The following is a 21,304-nucleotide window of genomic DNA, read 5'->3' on the forward strand; positions in this document are numbered from 1 at the left end:
ATGCAACCACGAGGGTCTGACAAGTCGCCTGGCATCATCGACGCGTGACCGCCGACCTGCACATACACCGCTTCGGACCGCCCGGCCCGATCAAGCTGCTGGCGCTGCACGGGCTGACCGGCCACGGCCGGCGGTGGCAACACTTCACCGACTACATACCCGAAATCGCCACCGCGGCGCCCGATCTGATCGGCCACGGCAGGTCGTCGTGGGCGGCGCCATGGACCATCGACGCCAACGTCGCGGCGTTGAGCGGGTTGCTGGATGCCGGGGCGGACGGTCCGGTGCTGGTGGTCGGCCATTCCTTCGGCGCCGCGGTGGCGCTGCACCTGGCCGCGGCACGCCCCGATCTGGTGGCCGCATTGTTGCTGCTCGACCCCGCGATCGGGTTGGACGGTCAATGGATGGCAGAGATCGCCGAGGCGATGCTGTCGTCGCCGTACTACCCCGACCGCGCGGAGGCCTTCGCAGAGAAGTCGACCGGGTCGTGGGCAGACGTGGACCCGGCGGTACTCGCAGCCGACCTCGACGAGCACCTGGTGCAGATGGCGAATGGACAGTACGGCTGGCGCATGAGCCTGCCGGCGATCACTTCTTACTGGAGCGAGCTTGCGCGGCAAATCGTCTTGCCGCCCCAGGGCATACCGACGACGTTGGTGCGAGCCACGTGGACGTCACCGCCCTACGTCAGCGACCGGCTGATCGCGGAACTGCGGGATCAGTTGGGCGACGACTTCCAGTTGCTGGACTACGAATGCGATCACATGGTGCCGCACGCCAAACCCGACGACGTGGCAACGCTGGTGCGCAAAATGTTGAAGTCGCGGTAGCCGTGGCGCAGATCACCGACGAACAGGTCGAGCGGGTCCGCGCGCTGGTCGCGGCCATACCCGCGGGCCGGGTCGCCACTTACGGCGACATCGCCTCTGTCGCAGGGCTTTCCAGTCCACGCATCGTCGGCTGGATCATGCGCACCGATTCCGCGGACCTGCCCTGGCACCGGGTGATCACCGCGTCCGGCCGCCCCGCTGCGCATCTGACCGCCCGGCAGTTGGAACTGCTGCGCGCAGAGGGCGTGCTGTCGGTGGACGGCCGGATCGCACTCAGCGACGTCCGTCATCAATTCGGTTCCGAGGACTAGAGATTGAGCCGGACCAGTGCTGCGGTGCGGGCCAGTCCGGGAAACGCCTCCGCGGTGGAACGTGGATGCAGCGCGTGCACGGCGAGGCGAAATATCAAGGCGCGCAACAACATCTGTGGCCACTCGGGTAGCGCATTCCAACGCTCGATGAGACCGTCGTCAGCCTCTCCCCACGACAACGCATCGACGACCACCACCCCGGCGGCCCATGAGGCGGGGCGCCAGTACGGCGTGATGTCGGTGATGCCCGGCGGTGCGGTGCCGGCGAAAAGCACTGTGCCGTACAGGTCGCCGTGCACCAGCTGGTTGGGACTGCGGGTCGGCTTGCGCAGCGTCGCGAGTTCGTTGATCAGTTCGACCGATCGTTCGGCGTCGGCGGACGACGGCGCGGTCCGCGCTCCCGGCGGGACCGACTGCAGCGGGCGCTCCTCCCACGCGGCGCGGTCCGCGGCGATGAAGACGTCGACGTCGGCCCAGGGCGCGGTGGGGCCCTGAGTCAGGAATCGGGGACGCTCCAGCTTGCCGGTGGCCTCGTGCAGCCGGACCGCCGCCGAGACCACCTCGTCGTGCCGGGCCTCCGGGGTCCCGGCGACGAATGTGTCTGCCCGCCAGCCGGAAACCACGTAGCGGCCGTCGGTCGACCGCACCGGGCGGGCCAGGCGCACGCCGTCGACGAACAACGTCTCCCGCACCCGCGCCGACCAGGCGGCACGCGCGTTGTCGGCGACCATCGACAAGACGACCTCACCGCAGCGCCAGCCGTTCTCCCACGCGGCACCCAGGGCAGCGGGCTGCACACCGGTCAAGCCGAACGCCGCCAGCACGTGCTCCGGCGGTGGCTCGACACTCACGGGAGTCAGCCTATCTGGGTGGCGATGCGCGTCGGCACGACGCGCTGGGGAGCCGGACTTTCGGTTCCCATATCGGGCGATCAGCACGCGGCTTGCGGGGTCCCACCCAACAATTTGTCCAGCTCATGAGCTCGTGGCCAGCAGCCGTATTTCACCGGGTGCGGCCCGAGTCGTTGCAGGCGTTGTGCATCGCGCTGGATCCTCAATGCTGCACCTCGCTTTGACGGCTGAGCAGCGCTGATATCAGCCCGGCTTGCCGAGCGCGCCAGACAGCCCTGCTGGGCGCCTTGGCCAGCGGCACCGCCAACGCCGCAGCTCAATACCCGTTTTCGCGCCGACCCGACGGCACCGCGGGCCGGCTCAGTACATGACCATGTCGGGCTGAATCTGCTTGGCCCAGGCCATGATTCCGCCCCGCAGATGCACCGCGTTAGAGAAACCGGCTTGCTGCACCGCCGCCAGCGCCTGGGCCGAACGCACGCCGCTCTTGCAGTACAGCACCGCTTTGCCGGCTCGGGGCAGCCGCGACAACCCGTCCCCCGACGTGATCGTCGACAGCGGGACCAGCTTGGCACCGTCGATGTGCACGATGTCCCACTCGGCTTGCTCGCGGACGTCGATCAGGGCCACATCTGTGCCGGAATCCATCAGCCGGCGCAACTCCTGCGGAGTAATCGTGGAATCGGCCTGGTCCGAGGGCACCGCGCCGCAGAAGTACTCGTAGTCGACGAGCTCGGTGATCCTGGGGGTGGCGGGGTCCTTGCGGATCCGAATCGTGCGGTAGCTCATTTCCAGTGCGTCGTAGATCATCAGCCGGCCCAGCAGCGTTTCCCCGAGCCCGGTGATCAGCTTGACCGCTTCCGTGCCCATCACCGAGGCGATCGAGGCGCAGATGACGCCGAGCACACCGCCTTCGGCACACGAGGGCACCAGCCCAGGTGGCGGCGGTTCGGGGTACAGGTCGCGGTAGTTCAGGCCGCGGCCGTCGGGTGCGTTCTCCCAGAACACCGAGACCTGACCTTCGAAGCGGAAGATCGATCCCCAGACGTAGGGCTTGCCGGCCAGCACCGCTGCGTCGTTGACCAGGTATCTGGTCGCGAAATTGTCGGTTCCGTCCAGGATCAGGTCGTACTCACCGAACAACTCGACCGCGTTGTCGGGCCCGAGCCGGAACTCGTGCAGGCGCACGTCGACCAGCGGGTTGATCGCCGCGATCGAGTCTCGGGCCGACTGTGCTTTGGGCCGCCCGACGTCGGCGACGCCGTGAATGATCTGGCGCTGCAGGTTGGACTCGTCGACGACATCGAAGTCGACGATCCCGATGGTGCCGACACCCGCGGCGGCCAGGTACAGCAATGTCGGTGCGCCCAGCCCACCCGCGCCGATCACCAGCACCCGCGCGTTCTTGAGCCGCTTCTGCCCGTCCGGTCCCATCTCGGGAATGACGAGGTGACGGCTGTAGCGGGCCACTTCGTCGCGGGTGAGCGCGGCCGCGGGCGCGACCAGAGGCGGCAGCGATGGTGTCACAAAGACGAGGTTAGGCGATCCAGCGCACCCGCGAGCACACCCGCCAGCACACCCGCCAGCACACCCGCGAGCACACCCGCGAACAGACGCAAAAGCCCCCGTTTCGGCACGAAACTGGGGGCTTTTGCGTCTGTTCGCGCCACTTAGGCGATCGGGAACGGCCAGGGGTTGAACCGGCAGGTCTTGCCGTCGGCCTTGACCTGATCGGGGTCGAATTTCGCCCCGTCGTTGTTGGCGGTGGAGAACGTCTGCTGCATCATCACCGGGGCAAGCCCACCCTGCTGGTCACAGGGCTCGTGGCGCACATAGCCGATGGCGTGGCCGACTTCGTGGTTGACTACGTATTGCCGGTAGGAGCCCACGTCGCCCTCGAACGGCACCGCGCCGCGCACCCACCTCGCTTCGTTGATGAACACCCGCGACTCGCGGTCCGAGCCGAAGGACGGGTTATAGCAGGAGGTTTCCAGCGGGAATTCGTAGCCGCATCCCACCCGAACCGTCATCGGCGAGACCAACGAGATCCGGAAGTCGGGCTTGCCGCTGTCGACCCGGACGAAAGCCAGTTGCGGATTGTGCGTCCAGCCCTTCGGATTGTTCAGCGTCAGGTCGACCATCTGGGCGAAAGCGTCGTCGCCGCCGTACATCGTGGGGTCCAGGCCGTTCTCGACCTCGACGGTGTAGCGGAACACCTTGGCGGTGCCTTGCCCGACCTGCGGGGTGGTACCGGGAACCACGCGCCACGTCTTGTCCCCGGCCGGGGTGAACGGACCGCCCTCGGGCAGGATGCCGGTGGGCAGGTTGGCGTCGAACGCAGACAGGCCGCGTGGCGGCGTGTCCAGGATCGAGGTGCCGACCGCACCGATGGTCGGCGGGTCTTTGTGGATCGAACTCGCCGCCGGCTTGGGTGTGTTGGTGCCCGTCACCGTCTGGTAGGCCACCACCACGGTGAGCACCGTTAGAAACGGCAAGGCGTACGCGCGCCAGCCGTAGGTCGATACGAACCGACCGAGCCAGGATTGTTTGCGCCATTGGCGCGGGCGGTCGCGGTCGGCACGGACCCGTCCCGCGTTCTGCCCGAGCGGGTCGCGCTGAGCCCGCAGCGGCTCCCGCCACTCGTCGCGCAGCACCGGCGCACGACCAGTCGGCCGGGCAGGTGGCGGGGACGTCATTTCCCCAGGATTGCACAGCGACGGGCGCCGTCCCGTCCTGGCGCGCCCGAAAACGGGCCTGCGACAGACCCGGCCACGCGGGATAACGCCGGTTCGGATCGGCGGGACGCCGCAGGTAGTAGTCTTCTTGCGACATACGGTGCGACTTCGGGGATGGCAAAATAGGCGCACCAGCAACGGATTGAGGACCGATGAGCGATCTCGCCAAGGCGGCGCCGCGACGCGCTGTCAGGTCGGCCGACGGCGTTCGGCCCGGCGACGGCGCCGTCCCGTCCAACCGGCGCGGCAACCGGCTGCCGCGCGATGAGCGTCGCGGCCAGTTACTGATCGTCGCCAGCGACGTGTTCGTCGATCGCGGCTACCACGCCGCCGGGATGGACGAGATCGCCGACCGGGCCGGCGTCAGCAAACCTGTTCTGTACCAACACTTTTCCAGCAAGCTGGAACTGTATCTGGCGGTGCTGAACCGGCACGTGGACAACCTGGTGTCCGGCGTGCAACAGGCCCTGGACCGGACCACCGACAACCGGCAGCGACTGCACTCCGCGGTCCAGGCGTTCTTCGACTTCATCGAGCACGACAGCCAGGGCTATCGGCTGATCTTCGAGAACGACTACGTCACCGAGCCCGAGGTCGCCGCGCAGGTGCGGGTCGCGACCGAATCGTGCATCGACGCAGTGTTCGCGCTGATCGCCGAGGACTCGGGGCTGGATCCGCACCGCGCCCGGATGATCGCTGTCGGGCTGGTCGGCATGAGCGTGGACAGCGCCCGGTACTGGCTGGACTCCGACCGTCCGATCTCGAAGTCAGCCGCGGTCGACGGCACCGTGCAGTTCGCCTGGGGCGGCCTGTCGCACGTGCCGCTGACCCGCTCCTAACTCTTCCCCGCGACTTCCGCACCGACTGCGCCGACACCGAATCCGACGCGACGCGCGTCGGCGACCCCGATCTCGACGTAGGCGATCTTGGCCGCATTGACCAGGAAGCGACGGCCGCGCTCGTCGTTGAGGGCCAGCAGCCCCGATTCGTCGCGCAACGCGGCGCCGACGAGTTCTTCCACCTCCGCGGGCGTCTGCCCACTGGAGAACACCAACTCGCGCGGGCTGTCCGTGATACCGATCTTGACCTCCACGGGTCCCCTTCCGTTGGCGTTGCGTCGTAAACGTCTCAGCAGCAGGCTAATAGACACCTCCGACCGACAGCGCCCCGCGCCCCCTGACCGGCAGTTCGCGGTTAGCGAACGAACCCGTCACGATTCGGTCTAGCCGCCGCCGGGCACGCCCCCCACTGATCGGACCGTCGATACCATCGGCATCATCAGTAACACGCGTAACACCCTTTACGACATGGACCGGGAGACCGAGGACTACCCGGACGATGACGGCTGGGCCGGCTACGACGCCGACGACGAGAGTTGGGACGACGACGACGGCGAGGAGTGGGGCTGGCCGGCAGACCACCGCTGGCGCCCGGTCGCCTTGTTCATCGGCGTCGTGGTGGCTATCGGCGCCGTCGCAACCGCGGTCATCATCAACAGCGGCGACAGCGCGACAACCAAGGCCACCGTGGGTGCGCCGACCCCGCGCACGGTGATTTCCACCACATCGCGCCAGCCGGCCCCGCCGAGCCTGTCACCGACGCCGACCACCACTGCGCCCAGCGCCAAACAGCTGCCGCCGGAAACGGTCACCACCTTGACACCCTCCAACACCGCGCCCACCAGGACCGCGGCACCGGCACCCACCGCTGCCCCGCCCGGTGCGGCACTGAACCCGCGCACCGTCGTCTACAGCGTGACCGGGACCAAGCAACTCTTCGACATGGTGAACATCGTCTACACCGACGCGCGGGGCTTTCCCGTGACCGAGTTCAACGTCGCGCTGCCGTGGTCGAAAATGGTCGTCCTCAACCCCGGCGTGCAGACCGAGTCGGTGATCGCGACCAGCATCTACGGCCAGCTGAACTGCTCGATCGTCAACGCCCAGGGTCAGCTGGTCAAAGCCTCCGCCAACAACTCGGCGCTGGCGACCTGCACCCGTTGACCCGTCAGCTCAACCCCAGTTCGCGCATCCGCTGGTTGTGCGTCTGCTGCAGGCGATCGAAGAACGCGCCGAGCTGGCCCAGCCCGCCGCCCCCGGAAAGCACCAGGTCGACCAGCTCGTCGTGGTCGGCCAGCAGGAACTGCGCCTGGGTGATGGCTTCGCCGAGCAGCCGGCGGGACCACAACGCCAACCGGCTGCGCTGCTTGCCGCTGGAAGTCACCGCGGCGCGCACTTCGGCGACGACGAACTGCGAGTGCCCGGTTTCCGACAGCGCCGCGCGGACCACGTCAGCGACTTCGTCGGGCAGACCGCCGGCGATCTCCAGATACAGGTCGGCGGCCAGAGCATCGCCGACGTAGGTCTTGACCAACGCTTCCAGCCACGTGCTCGGAGTGGTCAGCCGGTGATAGTTCTCCAGCGCCGAAACGTACTTCGACATCGCCGCAACCACGTCCACGCCGCGCTTTTCCAGCGCGTCGTGCAACAACTCGTAATGCCCCATCTCGGCGGCGGCCATGCTGGCCATCGAGATCCGGCCACGCAGATCCGGTGCCATCCGCGCCTCGTCGGTCAACCGGTAGAACGCGGCCACTTCGCCGTAGGCAAGCAGTGCGAATAGTTCGTTGACGCCGGGATGGTCCGCCGACAGCCGGGGACTGGGCGAATCCGCCACTTCGTCGGCAGCTGAGGGCGGGGGCATGGCAACACTGTAGTAGGCAGCCGGGGAACAGGCCGGGCCCCGCTGGGCGACCAGGTATGATGACTGATTGGTAGTGGCTGAATCTGTGCTGCCACCACCGAGGAAATGTGCGTGCACGTAGCCGCCCGCCCAAAGTTGTCGATATCACCGAGCGGGCCCGGCGAAGTAGTCGAGTCGGAACTGGTGCGCGCGTGAACCGCGACACAGAACAGCACGAACTAGTCCGATTCAAGTTCGATTACTTCACCGGAAGGCATTCCACCCGCGTATGACCGCACTCAAAAGCACCTCTGGACTCACCTTTGCCAAACTCGGAGTTCGCGACGAAATCGTCCGCGCCCTGGCCGAGAAGGGCATCGAAACCCCCTTTGCCATCCAAGAATTGACCCTGCCGCTTGCCCTGGCCGGCGAGGATGTCATCGGCCAGGCCCGCACCGGTATGGGCAAGACCTTCGGCTTCGGTGTGCCGCTGCTGCAGCGCATCACCTCCGACACCGCCACCCGTCCGCTCACGGGTGCCCCGCGCGCCCTGATCGTCGTGCCGACGCGGGAGTTGTGCCTGCAGGTCAACGGTGACCTGGCGACCGCCGCCAAGTACCTGACCGCCGCCAAAGACGACGGCGGCGAGCGCCCGTTGTCGGTGGTGGCTATCTACGGTGGCCGCGCCTACGAACCGCAGATCGAGGCCTTGCACAAGGGCGCCGACGTCGTGGTGGGCACCCCGGGCCGGCTGCTCGACCTGTGCCAGCAGGGCCACCTGCAGCTGGGCGGTTTGTCGGTGCTGGTGCTCGACGAGGCCGACGAGATGCTCGACCTGGGCTTCCTGCCCGACATCGAGCGCATCCTGCGGCAGATCCCCGGCGACCGCCAGTCGATGTTGTTCTCGGCGACCATGCCGGATCCGATCATCACCCTGGCCCGCACGTTCATGGTCCAGCCCACCCACATCCGGGCCGAGGCCCCGCATTCCCTGGCCGTGCACGACACCACCGAGCAATTCGTCTACCGCGCGCACGCGCTGGACAAGGTCGAGCTGGTCAGCCGGATCCTGCAGGCCGACGGGCGCGGCGCGACCATGATCTTCACCCGCACCAAGCGCACCGCCCAGAAGGTGTCCGACGAGTTGCACGAGCGCGGCTTCGCCGTCGGCGCCGTCCACGGCGATCTCGGTCAGATCGCGCGCGAGAAGGCCCTCAAGGCGTTCCGTTCCGGCGACATCAACGTTCTGGTCGCCACCGACGTGGCCGCTCGCGGCATCGACATCGACGACGTCACCCACGTCATCAACTACCAGTGCCCCGAGGACGACAAGATGTACGTCCACCGCATCGGTCGCACCGGCCGCGCCGGTCGCACCGGCGTCGCGGTGACGCTGGTGGACTGGGACGAGCTGGAACGCTGGGGGACGATCGACAAGGCACTCGGACTGGACTCGCCCGACCCGGCCGAGACCTACTCCAATTCCCCGCATCTGTACTCCGAGCTGTCCATCCCGACGGAGGCCGGCGGCGCCGTCGGCGCGCCGCGTATGGCGCCGGCCAAGCGCCGCGAGACCGGCAACGACGGTTCCGCCCGTCCCGCTCGTCGCACCGCCAAACCACGCAAGCGCACCCGAGGCGGCAAGCCGGTCACCGGTCACCCCGTCAGCCCCAACGGCGAAGCCGCGGCCGAAGCCCCGCCCGCCGCTGGTGCCACCTCGGCTACCCCGTCCAGCTCGTCTGCCCGGCGGCGCCGTCGTCGGCGCAAGCCGGCGGATGCCGCTGCTGCGACGAACTGAGCCATACTCACTTCCGTGGTCCGACCCGAGCGCCGCACCAAGGCCGACATCGTGGCCGCCGCGACAATCGCGCTCGTCGTCGCCGTCGTGGCGGGCCTGATCTGGTGGACCAGCGATGCCCGGGCCACAATCAGCCGGCCGGCGGCCGTTCCGGCCCCGACCCCGACTCCGGCTCGGGAAGTGCCGGCCGCGCTGCGTCAGCTGTGGGCCGCACCCAGTCCGGCCACTCGGGTGCCGGTGGTGGCCGGCGGAACCGTGGCAACCGGAAACGGCCGTCTGGTGGAGGGGCGCGACCCCAATACCGGTCAACCGCTGTGGAGCTACTCGCGCGACGCCGACCTGTGCGGGGTGACGTGGATCTACCACTACGCCGTCGCGGTCTACCGTGACGACCGCGGATGCGGGCAGGTCAGCACCATCGACGGGTCGACGGGCCGGCGTGGACCCGCCCGCACCAGCTACGCCGATCCGCGGGTGCGGCTGTCGTCCGATGGCACCACGGTGTTGTCGGCGGGCAGCACCCGTCTGGAGATGTGGCGGTCGGACATGGTCCGAATGCTCGCCTACGGCGAGACCGACGCGCGGGTGAAGCCCTCGGCGCGCGGCCTGCACTCGGGCTGCACTCTGGAGTCGGCCGCGGCCAGCTCGTCGGCGGTGTCGGTGCTCGAGTCCTGCGCCAACCAGGCCGACATGCGCCTACTGCTGCTGCGCCCGGGCAAGGAGGACGACGAACCGGTGCAGCAGGTTGTGCAGGAGCCCGGCGTGCGACCGGGCACCGGCGCGCGGGTGCTGGTGGTCTCGCAGAACCGCACCGCGGTGTATCTGCCGACACCACAGCCCCGGGTCGACGTCGTCGACGACACCGGCACGCCGGTGTCGAGCACGCTGCTGGCCGGCCCGCCGGCCGAATCGGCGGTCGTGTCGCAGAGCGGCGGGGTGGTCACCTGGTGGACCGGGGATGCGCTGCTGGTGTTCGATTCGAGCAGCTTGGCGCTGCGTTACACGATCGCCGCTGGTGAGACGGCTGTTCCGCTGGGGCCGGGGGTGATGATGGCGGGGCAGATGTTGGTGCCGGTGACCGGCGCGATCGGGGTGTACGACCCGGTGAGCGGTGAGCCCAGCCGATACATCCCGGTGGAACGACAACCCGGCAATTCGGCTGTCATCCCGGTGGTGTCGGGTTCGCGGGTGTTCGAGCAGCGCGGCGAGACCCTGGTCGCGCTCGGTTAAGGCGCGCTGAGGCGCGCTGAGGGGCGCTGAGGGGCCGCGAGCAGACGCAGAATCGCACAAAATCGCCTGATTTCGTGCGATTCTGCGTCTGCTCGCCGGGGGAGGCTCCCCGGGAGAGGCTCGCCGGGGGAGGCTAGCTGTATTCGACGGTGAAGGTCGGCAGCGGTTTGCCGGTCTTCCAGTGCTTGAGCAGCGCCTGAGCCAACTCGCGATAGGCCAGCGCGCCCTTGTTCTTACGCCCGGCCAGCACCGACGACCCCGACGCGCTTGCTTCGGCGAAGCGCACCGTGCGCGGGATCGGCGGCGCCAACACCGGGAGCTCGTAGCGGTCGGCGACATCGAGCAGCACGTCACGGGTGTGGGTGGTGCGCGAGTCGTACAGCGTCGGCAACGCGCCGACCAGCCGCAGGTTGGGGTTGGTGATCTGCTGGACGTCGGAGACGGTCCGCAGGAACTGACCCACCCCTCGATGCGCCAACGTCTCGCATTGCAGGGGCACCATGACCTCGTCGGCCGCGGTGAGCCCGTTGAGGGTGAGCACGCCCAGCGACGGCGGACAGTCGATGATCACCACGTCGAAATCGTCGGCGAGTTTGGCCAGCGCCCGCTTCAGCGCGTACTCGCGCCCGGCCCGCATCAGCAACATCGCTTCGGCGCCCGCGAGGTCGATGTTGGCCGGTAGCAGCGTCATGCCCTCGGCGGTGGACACCAGAGCCGCGCTCGGCTCGACGTCGCCGAGCAGTACCTCGTGCACCGAGACGGGGAGTTTGTCGGGGTCCTGGCCCAGCGAGAACGTCAGGCATCCCTGTGGGTCCAGGTCGACGAGCAGCACCCGCTTGCCCTTGTCCACCATCGCCGCCCCGAGCGAGGCGACCGTGGTCGTTTTGGCCACCCCGCCCTTCTGGTTGGCCACCGCCAGCACGCGCATGTCAGTCACAGTGCCCATCCTGGCACGTACCGGCGCGACTGGTCGGGGTGGCAGCCTGCCGAGGTGCTGGCGTGTCTCGGGCAGAATCGCTGGCATGGGCGTGCACGACCACCGGTTGCTGTTGTTGCGACACGGCGAGACCGAGTGGTCCAGATCCGGGCAGCACACCGGCCGCACCGACATCGAGCTGACGGCTCCAGGGCGGGAGCAGGCCGAGTTCGCCGGAGTCGTCCTCGGCGAGCTCGATCTGCAGCACCCGTTCGTGTTCTGCAGCCCGCGTCGCCGCACCCTGGCGACCGCCGATCTGGCAGGGCTCATCATCGATCAGGTCACCCCGCTGCTCGCCGAATGGGATTACGGCGAGTACGAAGGTCTGACGACTCCGCAGATCCACGAGTTCGACCCGGATTGGCTGGTGTGGACGCACGGCTGCCCCGGCGGGGAAAGCGTCGAGCAGGTCAGCGAACGCGCCGACCGAGCCATCGCGCTGGCACTGGAGAACATGGAGTCGCGCGACGTGTTGTTCGTCAGCCACGGCCACTTCTCCCGCGCGGTGATCACCCGTTGGGTCCAGCAACCCCTGACCGCGGGCAGCCGCTTCGGTATGCCCACCGCGACGATCGCGGTCTGCGGGTTCGAACACGGCCTGCGCCAGCTCAGCCAGCTCGGGCTCAGCTGTCATCCCCGTCCGAGCGCAGTGGCGTGAGCCCCGAACCGTCGTTCGCGCTGACCGGACCGCGCGGAACGTGGGTAGCCGACGGCGTACGGTCCCGCTACGCCGACGTAGCCGCGGCCCAGGCCGCGCTGCGTTCCGGAGCGGTGCCAATAGTGTTGGGCGCGTTGCCTTTCGACGTGTCCCGGTCGGCTGCGTTGCTGACGCCGGAGCGCGTCGGCGCGCGCTCCGGCTGGCCGACGGGACCGGCACCGTCGGTGCGCGTCGATGCGGCCGTGCCCCCGCCCGCCGAGCATCGGTCCCGGATCAGCCGGGCGCGGGATCGGCTGGCCGATCCGGGCAATTCGTTGCACAAGGTGGTGCTGGCCAGATCGTTGCGGTTGGTCGCCGAGGCGCCACTGGACGTCCGCGTGGTCCTGGGCAGACTCGCCGCCGCCGACCCGACCGCCTACAGCTACCTGGTCGACCTGACCGCTGCCGGCGCGGACTACGCCGGGGCCGCCCTGGTGGGCGCCAGCCCGGAACTCCTGGTGGCGCGCTCCGGTGAGCAGGTGGCGTGCCGGCCGTTCGCCGGGTCGGCGCCCCGCTCTTCTGACCCCGACGCCGACGCCGCGAACGGGACCGCGCTGGCCGAATCGGACAAGAACCGCCACGAGCATCGACTGGTCATCGACACCATGCGCGCGGCCCTGGAACCGTTGTGCGCCGACCTCACGATCGCCGCCGAGCCGCAGTTGAGTCGTACCGCGGCGGTCTGGCACCTGTGCACCCCGGTCGTCGGCCGCTTGCGCGACACCTCAACGACCGCAATCGATTTGGCGCTGGCCCTGCATCCCACCCCGGCCGTCGGCGGGGTACCGACAGCTGCGGCCACCGAGCTGATCGCCGAACTGGAAGGCGACCGCGGCTTCTACGCCGGGGCGGTGGGCTGGTGCGATGCCCACGGCGACGGCGACTGGGTGGTGTCTATCCGGTGCGCGCAACTCTCGGCCGACCGTCGCACCGCGCTGGCCCACGCGGGCGGCGGCATCGTCGCCGAATCCGATCCCGACGACGAAGTCGTCGAAACCACAACAAAATTCGCGACCATCCTGAACGCATTGGGAGTCGAGCAGTGAACATCCGCCGCGCCACGCCCGACGACGTCGCCGACATCACCGCCATGATCCACGAACTCGCCGAGTTCGAGCATGCCGCCGAACACTGCACAGTGACCGAAAAGCAGATAGCGACAGCACTTTTCGAGGATGAGTCGACTGTGCACGGGCACGTGGTCGAGGTCGACGGTCGGGTCGCCGCGATGGCGCTGTGGTTCCTCAACTTCTCCACCTGGGACGGCGCGGCCGGCATCTATTTGGAAGACCTCTACGTGCGTCCGGGGTATCGGCGCCGCGGCCTGGCCCGTGGGTTGCTGGCGACGTTGGCCGGTGAATGCGTCGCCAACGGCTACACCCGACTGGCGTGGGCGGTGCTCAACTGGAACGTCGATGCGATCGCCCTGTACGACGGGGTCGGCGCGGTTCCGCAGCGGGAATGGACTACCTACCGGTTGTCCGGTCCGGAACTGACCGCGCTGGCCGAGCCCCGCTGATCGTCGCCGGCGGCCCAGCGCACGGCCGTCGGGCTGAACAGCAGGGCGAGCGTGGCCAGCGCCAGCAATCCGAGCGGGATACCGAACATCATCCGGTGGGACCCTACCGCCACATACCAAGCCACCGGCAGCAGCAGCAGCTGGGTGAACACAGCCAGTCCGCGGCCCCACCGCCGACCGGTGATCAGCGCCCATCCCCCGGCCAGCACCGCACCCCCCACCCCCACGAACCAGGTCGCGGTGGCCAGGCCGTTGGCCACGTGCTGGTCGGCTCCCGCCACCGCACGGATCACCAGAATGATCGCTACCGCCAGCGCCGCCACGCCCTGCGCCGCCACGAGCAAACCGGCGCGACGAATGGTGGGCGGGGCGGGGTTGGTCACAGACGCCAGCGTAAAGCGTGACCTCACATCCGTAAGCTCAAGCGTCATGCGTGCCATGTTGATCGCCAACCCGATCGCCACCAGCATCACCCCGGCCGCCCGCGAACTGGTGACGCACGCTCTGGAGAGCCGGGTGCAGCTGACCGTCGCGCATACCGAACACGCCGGTCACGCCGAGGAACTCGGCCGGTCCGCCGTCGCGGAGGGCTACGACTTGGTGGTGGTGCACGGCGGAGACGGGACCGTGAGTGCGGTGGTCAACGGCATGCTGGGCCGTCCGGGGTCGACGCCGGCGGGTCCGGTGCCGGCGGTGGCGATCGTCCCCGGGGGCTCGGCGAATGTGCTGGCGCGGGCGCTCGGCATCCACCGGGATCCGACCGAGGCGACCAACCAGCTCATCGAGCTGCTCGACGCATACGAGCGGCACCGCCAGTGGCGCCGCATCTCGCTGATCGACTGCGGCGAGCTGTGGGCGATCGTCAACGCCGGGCTGGGTGTCGATGCGGAGGTGCTGGAGGCGGTCGAAGCGGCCCGGGAGCGGGGCGTGAAGGTGACGCCGATGAATTACTGGCGGATCGCGGTGCCCGTCTCGGTGAAATTCAGCCGCCGCCCGCCGAACCTCATCCTGCAGCAGCCCGAGCAGCAGCCGGTATCGGGCGTGCACTTCGTCTGGGTGTGCAACACCAACGTCTGGACCTACAGCGACGACAAGCCCATGGTCACCAACCCCGGGGCCAGCTTCGAATCGGATCTGGGCATCTTCGCGCTCACCAAGATGAAGCTGATCCCTACCGTGCGCGTACTTCGCCAACTCCTCGCAAAGCGACCGGATCCGAAGGCCGAGCAACTGATCCGCAATGACGACGTCGGTTACGTCACCGTCACGAAGATGGACGCCCCGGCCGCATTTCAGTGCGACGGCGAATACCTCGGTCTTCGTGATTCGATCACGTTCCGATCGGTCCGGAACGCCTTGTCGGTGGTCGCCCCGCTGCCGGCTTCAACCCGCTGACCTGCGCGATCCAAGCTGTGACTGGCCCGCGACAAAACTGTGGGGCGAAATTCGCCGAGTAGTGTAGTACAACTGGTTAAGGGCATGGGTAAGAGTTCGTTGAAGTGAGATAGCCCACGAGCCCGCGTAACGCTATTGACATCTGTTGAGCCTGTGAAACGATCAAAAGGTTGCATGCGTCAGATATGCAGAGGTACGGAACCCCTTTCTTGTGCACGGTTCAACAGCCAAGAAGAAAATGCCCGTGCGCAGTGCTGCGCACATAGTGAGGAGTAGCAACTAATGGATTGGCGCCATAGGGCGGTCTGTCGCGACGAAGATCCGGAACTGTTCTTCCCGGTTGGGAACAGCGGACCGGCACTTGCGCAGATCGCTGACGCGAAACTGGTCTGTAATCGGTGTCCGGTGACCACCGAGTGCCTCGGCTGGGCTCTGAACACCGGCCAGGACTCCGGCGTCTGGGGCGGAATGAGTGAAGACGAGCGGCGCGCACTCAAGCGTCGCAACGCCCGGACGAAGGCTCGCAGCGGAGTCTGATAAACGTTCGACCAACAGGTGCGGTCCCGGCGATTGCCGGGGCCGCACTGTTTTGCGCACCCGTCATGCCAGAAGCCGGCCCCGTCGACCGATCGGCACCCGCAGAACCACGTCAGTGCCCCGATCGAGGCCGTCCCGCATGCTCAGCGACCCGTCCAATTCCGCCGAGACCAGCGTCCGCACGATCTGTAGCCCCAGGCTGTCGGACTTCTCCAGGCTGAATCCCTCGGGCAATCCGCGCCCGTCGTCGTGCACCACGACGTCCAGCCAGCGCGCCGAGCGTTCGGCCCGGATCGTCACGGATCCGACGGCGGCCGTCGGGTCGAATGCGTGCTCGATCGCGTTCTGCACCAGTTCGGTGATGACCATGATCAGTGCCGTCGCGCGGTCGGAGTCCAGCACTCCCAGGTCGCCGACGCGGTTGATCCGGATGGGGCGGTCGACGGAGGCCACGTCGTTCATGATCGGCAGGATCCGGTCGATCACCTCGTCGAGGTTGACCTGCTCGTCCACCGACATCGACAACGCGTCGTGGACCAGCGCGATCGACGACACCCGGCGCACCGATTCGATCAGCGCTTCGCGCCCCTCGGCGTTGACGGTCCGCCGGGCCTGCAGACGCAGCAACGCCGCGACCGTCTGCAGATTGTTCTTCACCCGGTGGTGAATCTCGCGGATGGTCGCGTCCTTGGAGATCAGGGCGCGGTCGCGGCGTTTGACCTCGGTGACGTCGCGGATCAGGATCGCCGCTCCGGCGTTCTCCCCGTGCACCACCAGCGGCAGTGTGCGCAGCAGCACGGTGGCGCCGCCGGCATCGACCTCCATGCGCATGCTGGATCCGCCGGCCAGCAGGTTGAGGATGTGCTCGGCCACCTCCTGCGCCTCGAACGGGTCCGAGATCAACGGGCGGGTCACCTTGATCAGGTTGTGCCCCTCCAACTCGCTGGTCAGGCCCATCCGGTGGTAGGCCGACAACGCATTGGGACTGGCATAGGCGACGATGCCGTCGACGTCGAGGCGGATGAAGCCGTCGCCCGCGCGCGGGGTGGATCGTGACATGGCGACGTCGCCGACGTCGGGGAACGTGCCCTCGGCGATCATGTGCAGCAGATCGGTCGCGCAGTCCCGGTAGGCGGTTTCCAAGCCGCCGGACATGCGCTCGGCCGCCGAATCGGTCTGGTGCTGGGTCAGCACGGCCACCACCTGGTCGCGGTAGCGCACCGGGGACGCGGCGACGTTGGGACCGGGCAGTTGCCACGAATGTTGCTCGCCCGCTTCGCTTTCCAGCGCGGGGGAGCCGGCGGCGAAGGTGTCGGCGACCAGCGGAAGCCGATCGGCGGAGACGACGCTGCCCACCGCGTCGGTCTGCAGGACCGTCGCGGCGGTATTGGGCCGGCACTGCGCCACGCACACCAGGACTTCGTCGTCGCGGCGGACCCACATCAGGTAGTCGGCGAACGACAGGTCGGCCAGCAGCTGCCACTCCCCTACGACGGCGTGGAGGTGGTCGACGGCGTTTCCGGGCAGCACCGTGTGTTCGGCGAGCAGATCACCGAGCGTGGACATGGACCTGGTAGCGGGCTAGCTGATGACGGCGATGAGGTCGCCGGCCTGGATGACGTCGCCGACCGAAACACTCACCTTGCTGACGGTTCCGGCCACTTCGGCCAGGACCGGGATCTCCATCTTCATGGACTCGAGCAGCACCACGGTGTCACCCTGCCCGATTTGGTCGCCCTCGCTGACCACGACTTCGAGCACGCTGGCCACGATTTCGGCGCGAACCTCCTCGGACATCATCACCCCACTCGTCTCGGCCACTGCGCATGCTGGTCTGTCAGGCTCTGTATATCGAACCATAAGGCCGTTCGCGACCGCGGCGCGCGGGCTGTTGACGGCGCATTGCCTGGACCATGAGACACTGGAGGGCAACTGAGCGGCGTGCTGCCGCCTTGAGAGCTTGACGAAATGAGGTTCAGAGATGGCCAAGCGTGGCCGGAAGAAGCGCGACCGCAAGTACAGCAAGGCCAACCACGGCAAGCGGCCCAACGCTTAAGGGCTAGAACTCACCCCGGATGATCGTGGTCCGGCTGATCTGGATCCGCAGCCGTTCCCGCAGGCCGTCGGGGGCTCGTTCACCACTGCATTTGACGGCGATCAGCTCTTTGATCCGTTCCTCCAGCCCGTAATGCTGAAGACAGCCCGGGCAGTTGTCGAGGTGGCTCTGCAGGATCTGCCGTTCGTCGGGCTGGCATTCGCCGTCCAGCAAGGTCCAGATCTGGGCGATCACCTGCGCGCAGCCCAGGTGACTGTCGGCGTCGTGGCTGAGCGGGCAGGAGTCGGCGGAGCCAAGCTGATCACTCATGACGACACCTCCTCGTGTTGTCCGCGGATGAAGCCACGGTCCTTGGCGACATCGGCCAGCAGTTCACGCAGCTGACGCCGTCCGCGGTGCAGCCGAGACATCACGGTACCGATCGGGGTGCCCATGATCTCGGCGATCTCTTTATACGGAAATCCTTCGACGTCGGCGTAGTAAACCGCCATCCGGAACTCTTCGGGCAGGGCCTGCAGCGCCGCTTTGATCTCGGTGTCCGGCAGCGCTTCCAGCGCCTCGACCTCGGCCGACCGTAGCCCGGTCGAGGAATGCTCGGCGTTCGCGGCCAGCTGCCAGTCGGTGATCTCCTCGGTCGGGTATTCCGCCGGTTGCCGCTGCTTCTTGCGGTAGCTGTTGATGTAGGTGTTCGTCAGAATGCGGTACAGCCACGCCTTGAGGTTGGTGCCGGCCCGGAACGATCGGAACCCGGCGTAGGCCTTGACCATCGTTTCCTGCAGCAGGTCCTCGGCGTCGGCGGGATTGCGCGTCATGCGCAGCGCACCACCGTAGAGCTGGTCGAGCAGCGGAATCGCGTCGCGCTCGAAGCGCGCCGTCAGCTCGGCGTCGCTCTCCTGATGCTCGGGCGGCCCGTTCTCGGCGACCGCGGGCCCGGTCTCGCCATCGGTGTCGGCCATCTTGGTCAGCACGGTCCCTTCGGTTGCGGTGTGACCGGACAACGCAACCAGCGCCGCCGGACTCGCAAGGAAGCGATCCAACCGCTCGTCGCGCAACACGCTCGTCGCAGTTGACACCAGGCTTCCTCCTCCCAATCTAAAGGCCGCGACCGACAACTGCCCGCCCCGGTCGCTCATTCCTTCGGCGACGCCTCAATCAACGGCTTTGCTCGGCGTGGTATTTCCGACTCCGGCGCGCTGCGCGGACGAACCCGGGTTAGCGCAGCTGGGAGCGGGCGTTAGTGTGACGCCATGTCGCTTCAAGGTAAAACCATGTTCATTTCCGGTGCCAGCCGCGGTATCGGCCTGGCGATCGCCAAGCGCGCCGCACAGGACGGCGCCAACATCGCGCTGATCGCCAAGACCGCCGAGCCGCACCCGAAGTTGCCGGGCACGGTGTACACCGCCGCCAAGGAACTCGAAGAGGCCGGCGGGCAGGCGCTGCCGATCGTGGGCGACGTGCGCGACCCGGAATCGGTCGAGTCGGCGGTGGCCAAGACGGTCGAGCAGTTCGGCGGCATCGACATCTGCGTGAACAACGCCTCGGCGATCAACCTCGGATCCATCACCGAGGTGCCGATGAAGCGCTTCGACCTGATGAACGGCATCCAGGTGCGTGGCACCTACGCGGTCTCGCAGGCCTGCATTCCGCACCTCAAGGGCCGCGAGAACCCGCATATCCTGACGCTCTCGCCGCCGGTGCTGCTCGACAAGCAGTGGCTGAAGCCGACCGCGTACATGATGGCCAAGTTCGGTATGACGTTGTGCGCGTTGGGCATTGCCGAGGAGCTGCGCGCCGACGGCATCGCCTCGAACACGTTGTGGCCGCGCACGATGGTGGCCACCGCCGCGGTGCAGAACCTGCTCGGCGGCGACGAGGCGATGGCCCGGTCCCGCAAGCCCGAGGTGTACTCCGACGCCGCCTACGTGATCCTGAACAAGCCGTCGCGGGAGTACACCGGCAACACGCTGCTGTGCGAGGACGTGCTGGTCGAGTCCGGTGTCAGCGACCTGTCGGTCTACGACTGCGTGCCGGGTTCGGAACTGGGCGTTGACTTTTGGGTGGAAGGTGCCAACCCGCCGGGTTACACCGGGTCCTGAGTCTCGGTGTCCTGAGTGGCCGGAACCTCGATCTCGCGCTTGAGGACCTTGCCGGTCGGGCCTTTGGGCAGCGCATCCACCAACCAGATCCGGCGCGGGTACTTGTAGGCCGCCACCCGGGCCTTGACGTAGTCACGCAGTTCGTCGGGTTCGACGGTGGCGTCTTTCTTGAGCGCGACGGCGGCGCCGACGTCCTCACCGAGTTCGTCGTGCGGCACGCCGACGACGGCGGCTTCGGCCACGGCGGGGTGCTCGTAGAGCACCTCTTCGATCTCACGGGGATACACGTTGTAGCCGCCGCGGATGATCATGTCCTTGGTGCGGTCGACGATGTAGAAGTAGCCGTCCTCGTCGACACGCCCGACGTCGCCGGTGGCGAACCAGCCGTGTTCGGAGATGGCGGCAGCGGTGGCGTCGGGCAGGTTCCAGTAACCCTTCATCACGTTGTGGCCGCGGATCTGGATCTCGCCCGGTTCGCCTTGCGGCACCTCGGCGCCGGCGGCGTCCACCACCCGCATCTCGACGTCTTCGACCGGGGTGCCGATGGACCCGGCCTTGCGGGGGCGGTCCGGATGGTTGAACGAGGCCACCGGTGACGTCTCCGACAGTCCGTAGCCCTCCAAAATCATGCAGCCGTAGGTCTTTTCGAAGTCGGTGAGGACCTGGACCGGCAACGACGCACCGCCTGATGCGCAGACCCGCAGGCTTCGGGTGGCCCGCTGTGCGGCGTCGTCGGCGAGGCTGAGCAGCGCCGAATACATCGTCGGCACACCTTCGAAGAGCGTGACACCGTCGCGTTCGATGACCTCGAGGGCCTTGCGCGGGTCGAACCGGGGAATCAGGGTCAGCGTGGCGCCCGCCAGGACTGAGCTGTTCAGTCCGCAGGTCAGGCCGAACACGTGAAACAACGGTAGGCAACCCATCACCACGTCCTGCGGCCCGATCTGCAGCAGGGTACGGACGCTCAAGTCGACATTGCGGCGCAGGTTGACGTGAGTCAGCATGGCGCCCTTGGGTTTTCCGGTGGTGCCGGACGTGTGCAGGATGACCGCGACGTCGTCGTCGGCGCGCTCCACCGGCGGGTGGGCGGGCAGGCCCTCGGTCAGCTCGGTCAGCGCCGCGTCGTCGACCAGCCAGCACTGGGCGCCCACCTCGTCGGCGCCGGCGGTGGCCTCGTCGGCGAACAACGGCGTCGCGAAGATGGCTTTGGCACCGCTGTTGGACAGGTAGAAGGCCACCTCGCGCGACTTCAGCAGCGGGTTCATCGGGACCGCGACCGCACCGCGGTACATGATCCCGTAGAACGCGACGGCGAAGGCGGGCGTATTGGGCAGCATCACCCCCACCCGGTCACCGGGCTCGATACCCGCGCGTTCCAGCAGGGTCGCCATCCGGCCCGCGGCGGCGTCGAACTCGGCGTAGGTGAATTGCAGGTCGTCGAGGCGCAGCGCGACGTGGTCGGGGTAGCGGTCCTTGGCGGCGACGAGGTTGGCGCTCAGAGCTGTCACTTTTCGACTCCCCATCGAGTGGGCGAGCAGACGCAAAAGCCCCTGCAGGCTCGGCGTGTCGGGCGCCTTTGCGTCTGCTCGCG

General features: G+C 67.8%; 25 protein-coding genes. 13 read left to right on the plus strand and 12 right to left on the minus strand.

Features of this window, described 5'->3' with window-relative positions; genetic code table 11:
* Positions 1-44 precede the first annotated feature (44 nt).
* Positions 45-830, plus strand: coding sequence for an alpha/beta fold hydrolase (locus AC5Y46_RS21720; RefSeq protein WP_499946181.1), 786 nt, complete (start codon positions 45-47; stop codon positions 828-830).
* 2 nt (positions 831-832) lie between these two features.
* A complete protein-coding gene (locus AC5Y46_RS21725; protein ID WP_499946182.1) occupies positions 833-1,141 on the plus strand; it encodes an MGMT family protein in 309 nt (102 codons plus the stop codon).
* Here AC5Y46_RS21725 and AC5Y46_RS21730 read toward each other — a convergent pair.
* From AC5Y46_RS21730 to AC5Y46_RS21740, 3 genes are all read right to left on the minus strand, one after another.
* Complete coding sequence (locus AC5Y46_RS21730) at positions 1,138-1,992, minus strand: TIGR02569 family protein (RefSeq protein WP_499946183.1); 855 nt, start codon at positions 1,990-1,992, stop codon at positions 1,138-1,140. The two genes, AC5Y46_RS21725 and AC5Y46_RS21730, sit on opposite strands and share 4 nt — an antisense overlap.
* A gap of 360 nt (positions 1,993-2,352) precedes the next feature.
* Entirely contained in the window at positions 2,353-3,519 is a 1,167-nt protein-coding gene (moeZ, locus tag AC5Y46_RS21735) for an adenylyltransferase/sulfurtransferase MoeZ (RefSeq protein WP_499946184.1), read from the minus strand.
* A 143-nt stretch (positions 3,520-3,662) separates the two neighbouring features.
* A complete protein-coding gene (locus tag AC5Y46_RS21740; RefSeq protein ID WP_499946185.1) occupies positions 3,663-4,688 on the minus strand; it encodes a DUF3152 domain-containing protein in 1,026 nt (341 codons plus the stop codon).
* Between the two features lie 191 nt (positions 4,689-4,879).
* Between AC5Y46_RS21740 and fasR the strand changes: the two genes are divergently transcribed.
* On the plus strand, positions 4,880-5,566 hold the full coding sequence (gene fasR, locus AC5Y46_RS21745) for an HTH-type transcriptional activator FasR (RefSeq protein ID WP_499946186.1): 687 nt from the start codon (positions 4,880-4,882) through the stop codon (positions 5,564-5,566).
* Here fasR and AC5Y46_RS21750 read toward each other — a convergent pair.
* Positions 5,563-5,820: a DUF3107 domain-containing protein gene (locus AC5Y46_RS21750; protein WP_499946187.1), complete on the minus strand. Its 258-nt coding sequence runs from the start codon at positions 5,818-5,820 to the stop codon at positions 5,563-5,565. The two genes, fasR and AC5Y46_RS21750, sit on opposite strands and share 4 nt — an antisense overlap.
* A 214-nt stretch (positions 5,821-6,034) precedes the next feature.
* Between AC5Y46_RS21750 and AC5Y46_RS21755 the strand changes: the two genes are divergently transcribed.
* A complete protein-coding gene (locus AC5Y46_RS21755) occupies positions 6,035-6,730 on the plus strand; it encodes an MmpS family transport accessory protein (RefSeq protein WP_499946188.1) in 696 nt (231 codons plus the stop codon).
* Between the two features lie 4 nt (positions 6,731-6,734).
* On the opposite strand, the gene AC5Y46_RS21760 is transcribed toward AC5Y46_RS21755, so the two are convergent.
* The gene (locus tag AC5Y46_RS21760) at positions 6,735-7,430 is read right to left on the minus strand and encodes a ferritin-like fold-containing protein (protein WP_499946189.1); all 696 of its coding nucleotides are present in this window, start codon (positions 7,428-7,430) and stop codon (positions 6,735-6,737) included.
* Between the two features lie 268 nt (positions 7,431-7,698).
* On the opposite strand from AC5Y46_RS21760, the gene AC5Y46_RS21765 reads away from it, so the two are divergent.
* Both AC5Y46_RS21765 and AC5Y46_RS21770 read left to right on the plus strand, forming a co-directional pair.
* Positions 7,699-9,207 (plus strand): DEAD/DEAH box helicase, encoded by a 1,509-nt coding sequence (locus tag AC5Y46_RS21765; protein WP_499946190.1) that lies wholly within the window; start codon positions 7,699-7,701, stop codon positions 9,205-9,207.
* A 15-nt stretch (positions 9,208-9,222) separates the two neighbouring features.
* Complete coding sequence (locus AC5Y46_RS21770) at positions 9,223-10,437, plus strand: Rv3212 family protein (protein ID WP_499946191.1); 1,215 nt, start codon at positions 9,223-9,225, stop codon at positions 10,435-10,437.
* A gap of 133 nt (positions 10,438-10,570) precedes the next feature.
* Here the strand turns inward: AC5Y46_RS21770 and AC5Y46_RS21775 are convergent, their stop codons facing one another.
* Positions 10,571-11,374, minus strand: coding sequence for a ParA family protein (locus AC5Y46_RS21775; protein ID WP_499941851.1), 804 nt, complete (start codon positions 11,372-11,374; stop codon positions 10,571-10,573).
* A gap of 85 nt (positions 11,375-11,459) precedes the next feature.
* On the opposite strand from AC5Y46_RS21775, the gene AC5Y46_RS21780 reads away from it, so the two are divergent.
* From AC5Y46_RS21780 to AC5Y46_RS21790, 3 genes are read left to right on the plus strand one after another with little or no spacing between them, the layout of a single operon-like run.
* Entirely contained in the window at positions 11,460-12,071 is a 612-nt protein-coding gene (locus AC5Y46_RS21780; RefSeq protein WP_499941850.1) for an acid phosphatase, read from the plus strand.
* Positions 12,068-13,156 carry an isochorismate synthase gene (locus tag AC5Y46_RS21785; RefSeq protein ID WP_499941848.1) on the plus strand — a complete coding sequence of 363 codons (1,089 nt, stop codon included), beginning with the start codon at positions 12,068-12,070 and terminating at the stop codon, positions 13,154-13,156. Before AC5Y46_RS21780 ends, AC5Y46_RS21785 begins: the two co-directional genes overlap by 4 nt.
* 44 nt (positions 13,157-13,200) lie before the next feature.
* Complete coding sequence (locus tag AC5Y46_RS21790; RefSeq protein ID WP_499941920.1) at positions 13,201-13,629, plus strand: GNAT family N-acetyltransferase; 429 nt, start codon at positions 13,201-13,203, stop codon at positions 13,627-13,629.
* On the opposite strand, the gene AC5Y46_RS21795 is transcribed toward AC5Y46_RS21790, so the two are convergent.
* Positions 13,581-14,012 (minus strand): hypothetical protein, encoded by a 432-nt coding sequence (locus AC5Y46_RS21795; protein WP_499941846.1) that lies wholly within the window; start codon positions 14,010-14,012, stop codon positions 13,581-13,583. The genes AC5Y46_RS21790 and AC5Y46_RS21795 overlap by 49 nt on opposite strands.
* A 46-nt stretch (positions 14,013-14,058) precedes the next feature.
* Here AC5Y46_RS21795 and AC5Y46_RS21800 point away from each other — a divergent pair, with 46 nt between their 5' ends.
* Positions 14,059-15,024 (plus strand): diacylglycerol/lipid kinase family protein, encoded by a 966-nt coding sequence (locus AC5Y46_RS21800; protein ID WP_499941844.1) that lies wholly within the window; start codon positions 14,059-14,061, stop codon positions 15,022-15,024.
* A gap of 282 nt (positions 15,025-15,306) precedes the next feature.
* Positions 15,307-15,561, plus strand: a complete 255-nt coding sequence (gene whiB1 / locus AC5Y46_RS21805; RefSeq protein ID WP_036353357.1) for a transcriptional regulator WhiB1 — start codon at positions 15,307-15,309, stop codon at positions 15,559-15,561.
* Positions 15,562-15,624: 63 nt separating this feature from the next.
* Here whiB1 and AC5Y46_RS21810 read toward each other — a convergent pair whose 3' ends face one another.
* Positions 15,625-17,127 (minus strand): sensor histidine kinase, encoded by a 1,503-nt coding sequence (locus tag AC5Y46_RS21810; protein WP_499941842.1) that lies wholly within the window; start codon positions 17,125-17,127, stop codon positions 15,625-15,627.
* 15 nt (positions 17,128-17,142) lie between these two features.
* The gene (locus AC5Y46_RS21815) at positions 17,143-17,358 is read right to left on the minus strand and encodes a biotin/lipoyl-binding carrier protein (RefSeq protein ID WP_499941919.1); all 216 of its coding nucleotides are present in this window, start codon (positions 17,356-17,358) and stop codon (positions 17,143-17,145) included.
* A gap of 184 nt (positions 17,359-17,542) precedes the next feature.
* Here AC5Y46_RS21815 and AC5Y46_RS21820 point away from each other — a divergent pair, with 184 nt between their 5' ends.
* On the plus strand, positions 17,543-17,617 hold the full coding sequence (locus tag AC5Y46_RS21820; RefSeq protein ID WP_089025046.1) for a 50S ribosomal protein bL37: 75 nt from the start codon (positions 17,543-17,545) through the stop codon (positions 17,615-17,617).
* A 3-nt stretch (positions 17,618-17,620) separates the two neighbouring features.
* Here the strand turns inward: AC5Y46_RS21820 and rsrA are convergent, their stop codons facing one another.
* Together rsrA and AC5Y46_RS21830 are read right to left on the minus strand one after the other, a co-directional pair.
* Positions 17,621-17,926, minus strand: coding sequence for a mycothiol system anti-sigma-R factor (rsrA, locus tag AC5Y46_RS21825; protein ID WP_499941840.1), 306 nt, complete (start codon positions 17,924-17,926; stop codon positions 17,621-17,623).
* On the minus strand, positions 17,923-18,573 hold the full coding sequence (locus tag AC5Y46_RS21830; RefSeq protein WP_499941917.1) for a sigma-70 family RNA polymerase sigma factor: 651 nt from the start codon (positions 18,571-18,573) through the stop codon (positions 17,923-17,925). Before AC5Y46_RS21830 ends, rsrA begins: the two co-directional genes overlap by 4 nt.
* Positions 18,574-18,864: 291 nt before the next feature.
* Between AC5Y46_RS21830 and AC5Y46_RS21835 the strand changes: the two genes are divergently transcribed.
* Entirely contained in the window at positions 18,865-19,713 is an 849-nt protein-coding gene (locus AC5Y46_RS21835; protein ID WP_499941838.1) for an SDR family oxidoreductase, read from the plus strand.
* On the opposite strand, the gene AC5Y46_RS21840 is transcribed toward AC5Y46_RS21835, so the two are convergent.
* Entirely contained in the window at positions 19,698-21,221 is a 1,524-nt protein-coding gene (locus tag AC5Y46_RS21840; protein ID WP_499941836.1) for a long-chain-fatty-acid--CoA ligase, read from the minus strand. The genes AC5Y46_RS21835 and AC5Y46_RS21840 overlap by 16 nt on opposite strands.
* Between the last annotated feature and the right edge of the window lie 83 nt (positions 21,222-21,304).

The organism is Mycobacterium sp. NGS59 (assembly GCF_059812345.1).

Coding starts and splice junctions, on each gene's coding strand:
- AC5Y46_RS21755 (WP_499946188.1), top strand. CDS start 6,035: ATGGACCGGGAGACCGAGGACTACCCGGACGATGACGGCTGGGCCGGC.
- AC5Y46_RS21765 (WP_499946190.1), top strand. CDS start 7,699: ATGACCGCACTCAAAAGCACCTCTGGACTCACCTTTGCCAAACTCGGA.
- rsrA (WP_499941840.1), bottom strand. CDS start 17,926: ATGAGTGATCAGCTTGGCTCCGCCGACTCCTGCCCGCTCAGCCACGAC.
- fasR (WP_499946186.1), top strand. CDS start 4,880: ATGAGCGATCTCGCCAAGGCGGCGCCGCGACGCGCTGTCAGGTCGGCC.
- AC5Y46_RS21800 (WP_499941844.1), top strand. CDS start 14,059: ATGCGTGCCATGTTGATCGCCAACCCGATCGCCACCAGCATCACCCCG.
- AC5Y46_RS21760 (WP_499946189.1), bottom strand. CDS start 7,430: ATGCCCCCGCCCTCAGCTGCCGACGAAGTGGCGGATTCGCCCAGTCCC.
- AC5Y46_RS21790 (WP_499941920.1), top strand. CDS start 13,201: ATGATCCACGAACTCGCCGAGTTCGAGCATGCCGCCGAACACTGCACA.
- AC5Y46_RS21780 (WP_499941850.1), top strand. CDS start 11,460: ATGGGCGTGCACGACCACCGGTTGCTGTTGTTGCGACACGGCGAGACC.
- AC5Y46_RS21830 (WP_499941917.1), bottom strand. CDS start 18,573: ATGGCCGACACCGATGGCGAGACCGGGCCCGCGGTCGCCGAGAACGGG.
- AC5Y46_RS21810 (WP_499941842.1), bottom strand. CDS start 17,127: ATGTCCACGCTCGGTGATCTGCTCGCCGAACACACGGTGCTGCCCGGA.
- whiB1 (WP_036353357.1), top strand. CDS start 15,307: ATGGATTGGCGCCATAGGGCGGTCTGTCGCGACGAAGATCCGGAACTG.
- AC5Y46_RS21740 (WP_499946185.1), bottom strand. CDS start 4,688: ATGACGTCCCCGCCACCTGCCCGGCCGACTGGTCGTGCGCCGGTGCTG.
- AC5Y46_RS21815 (WP_499941919.1), bottom strand. CDS start 17,358: ATGTCCGAGGAGGTTCGCGCCGAAATCGTGGCCAGCGTGCTCGAAGTC.
- AC5Y46_RS21835 (WP_499941838.1), top strand. CDS start 18,865: ATGTCGCTTCAAGGTAAAACCATGTTCATTTCCGGTGCCAGCCGCGGT.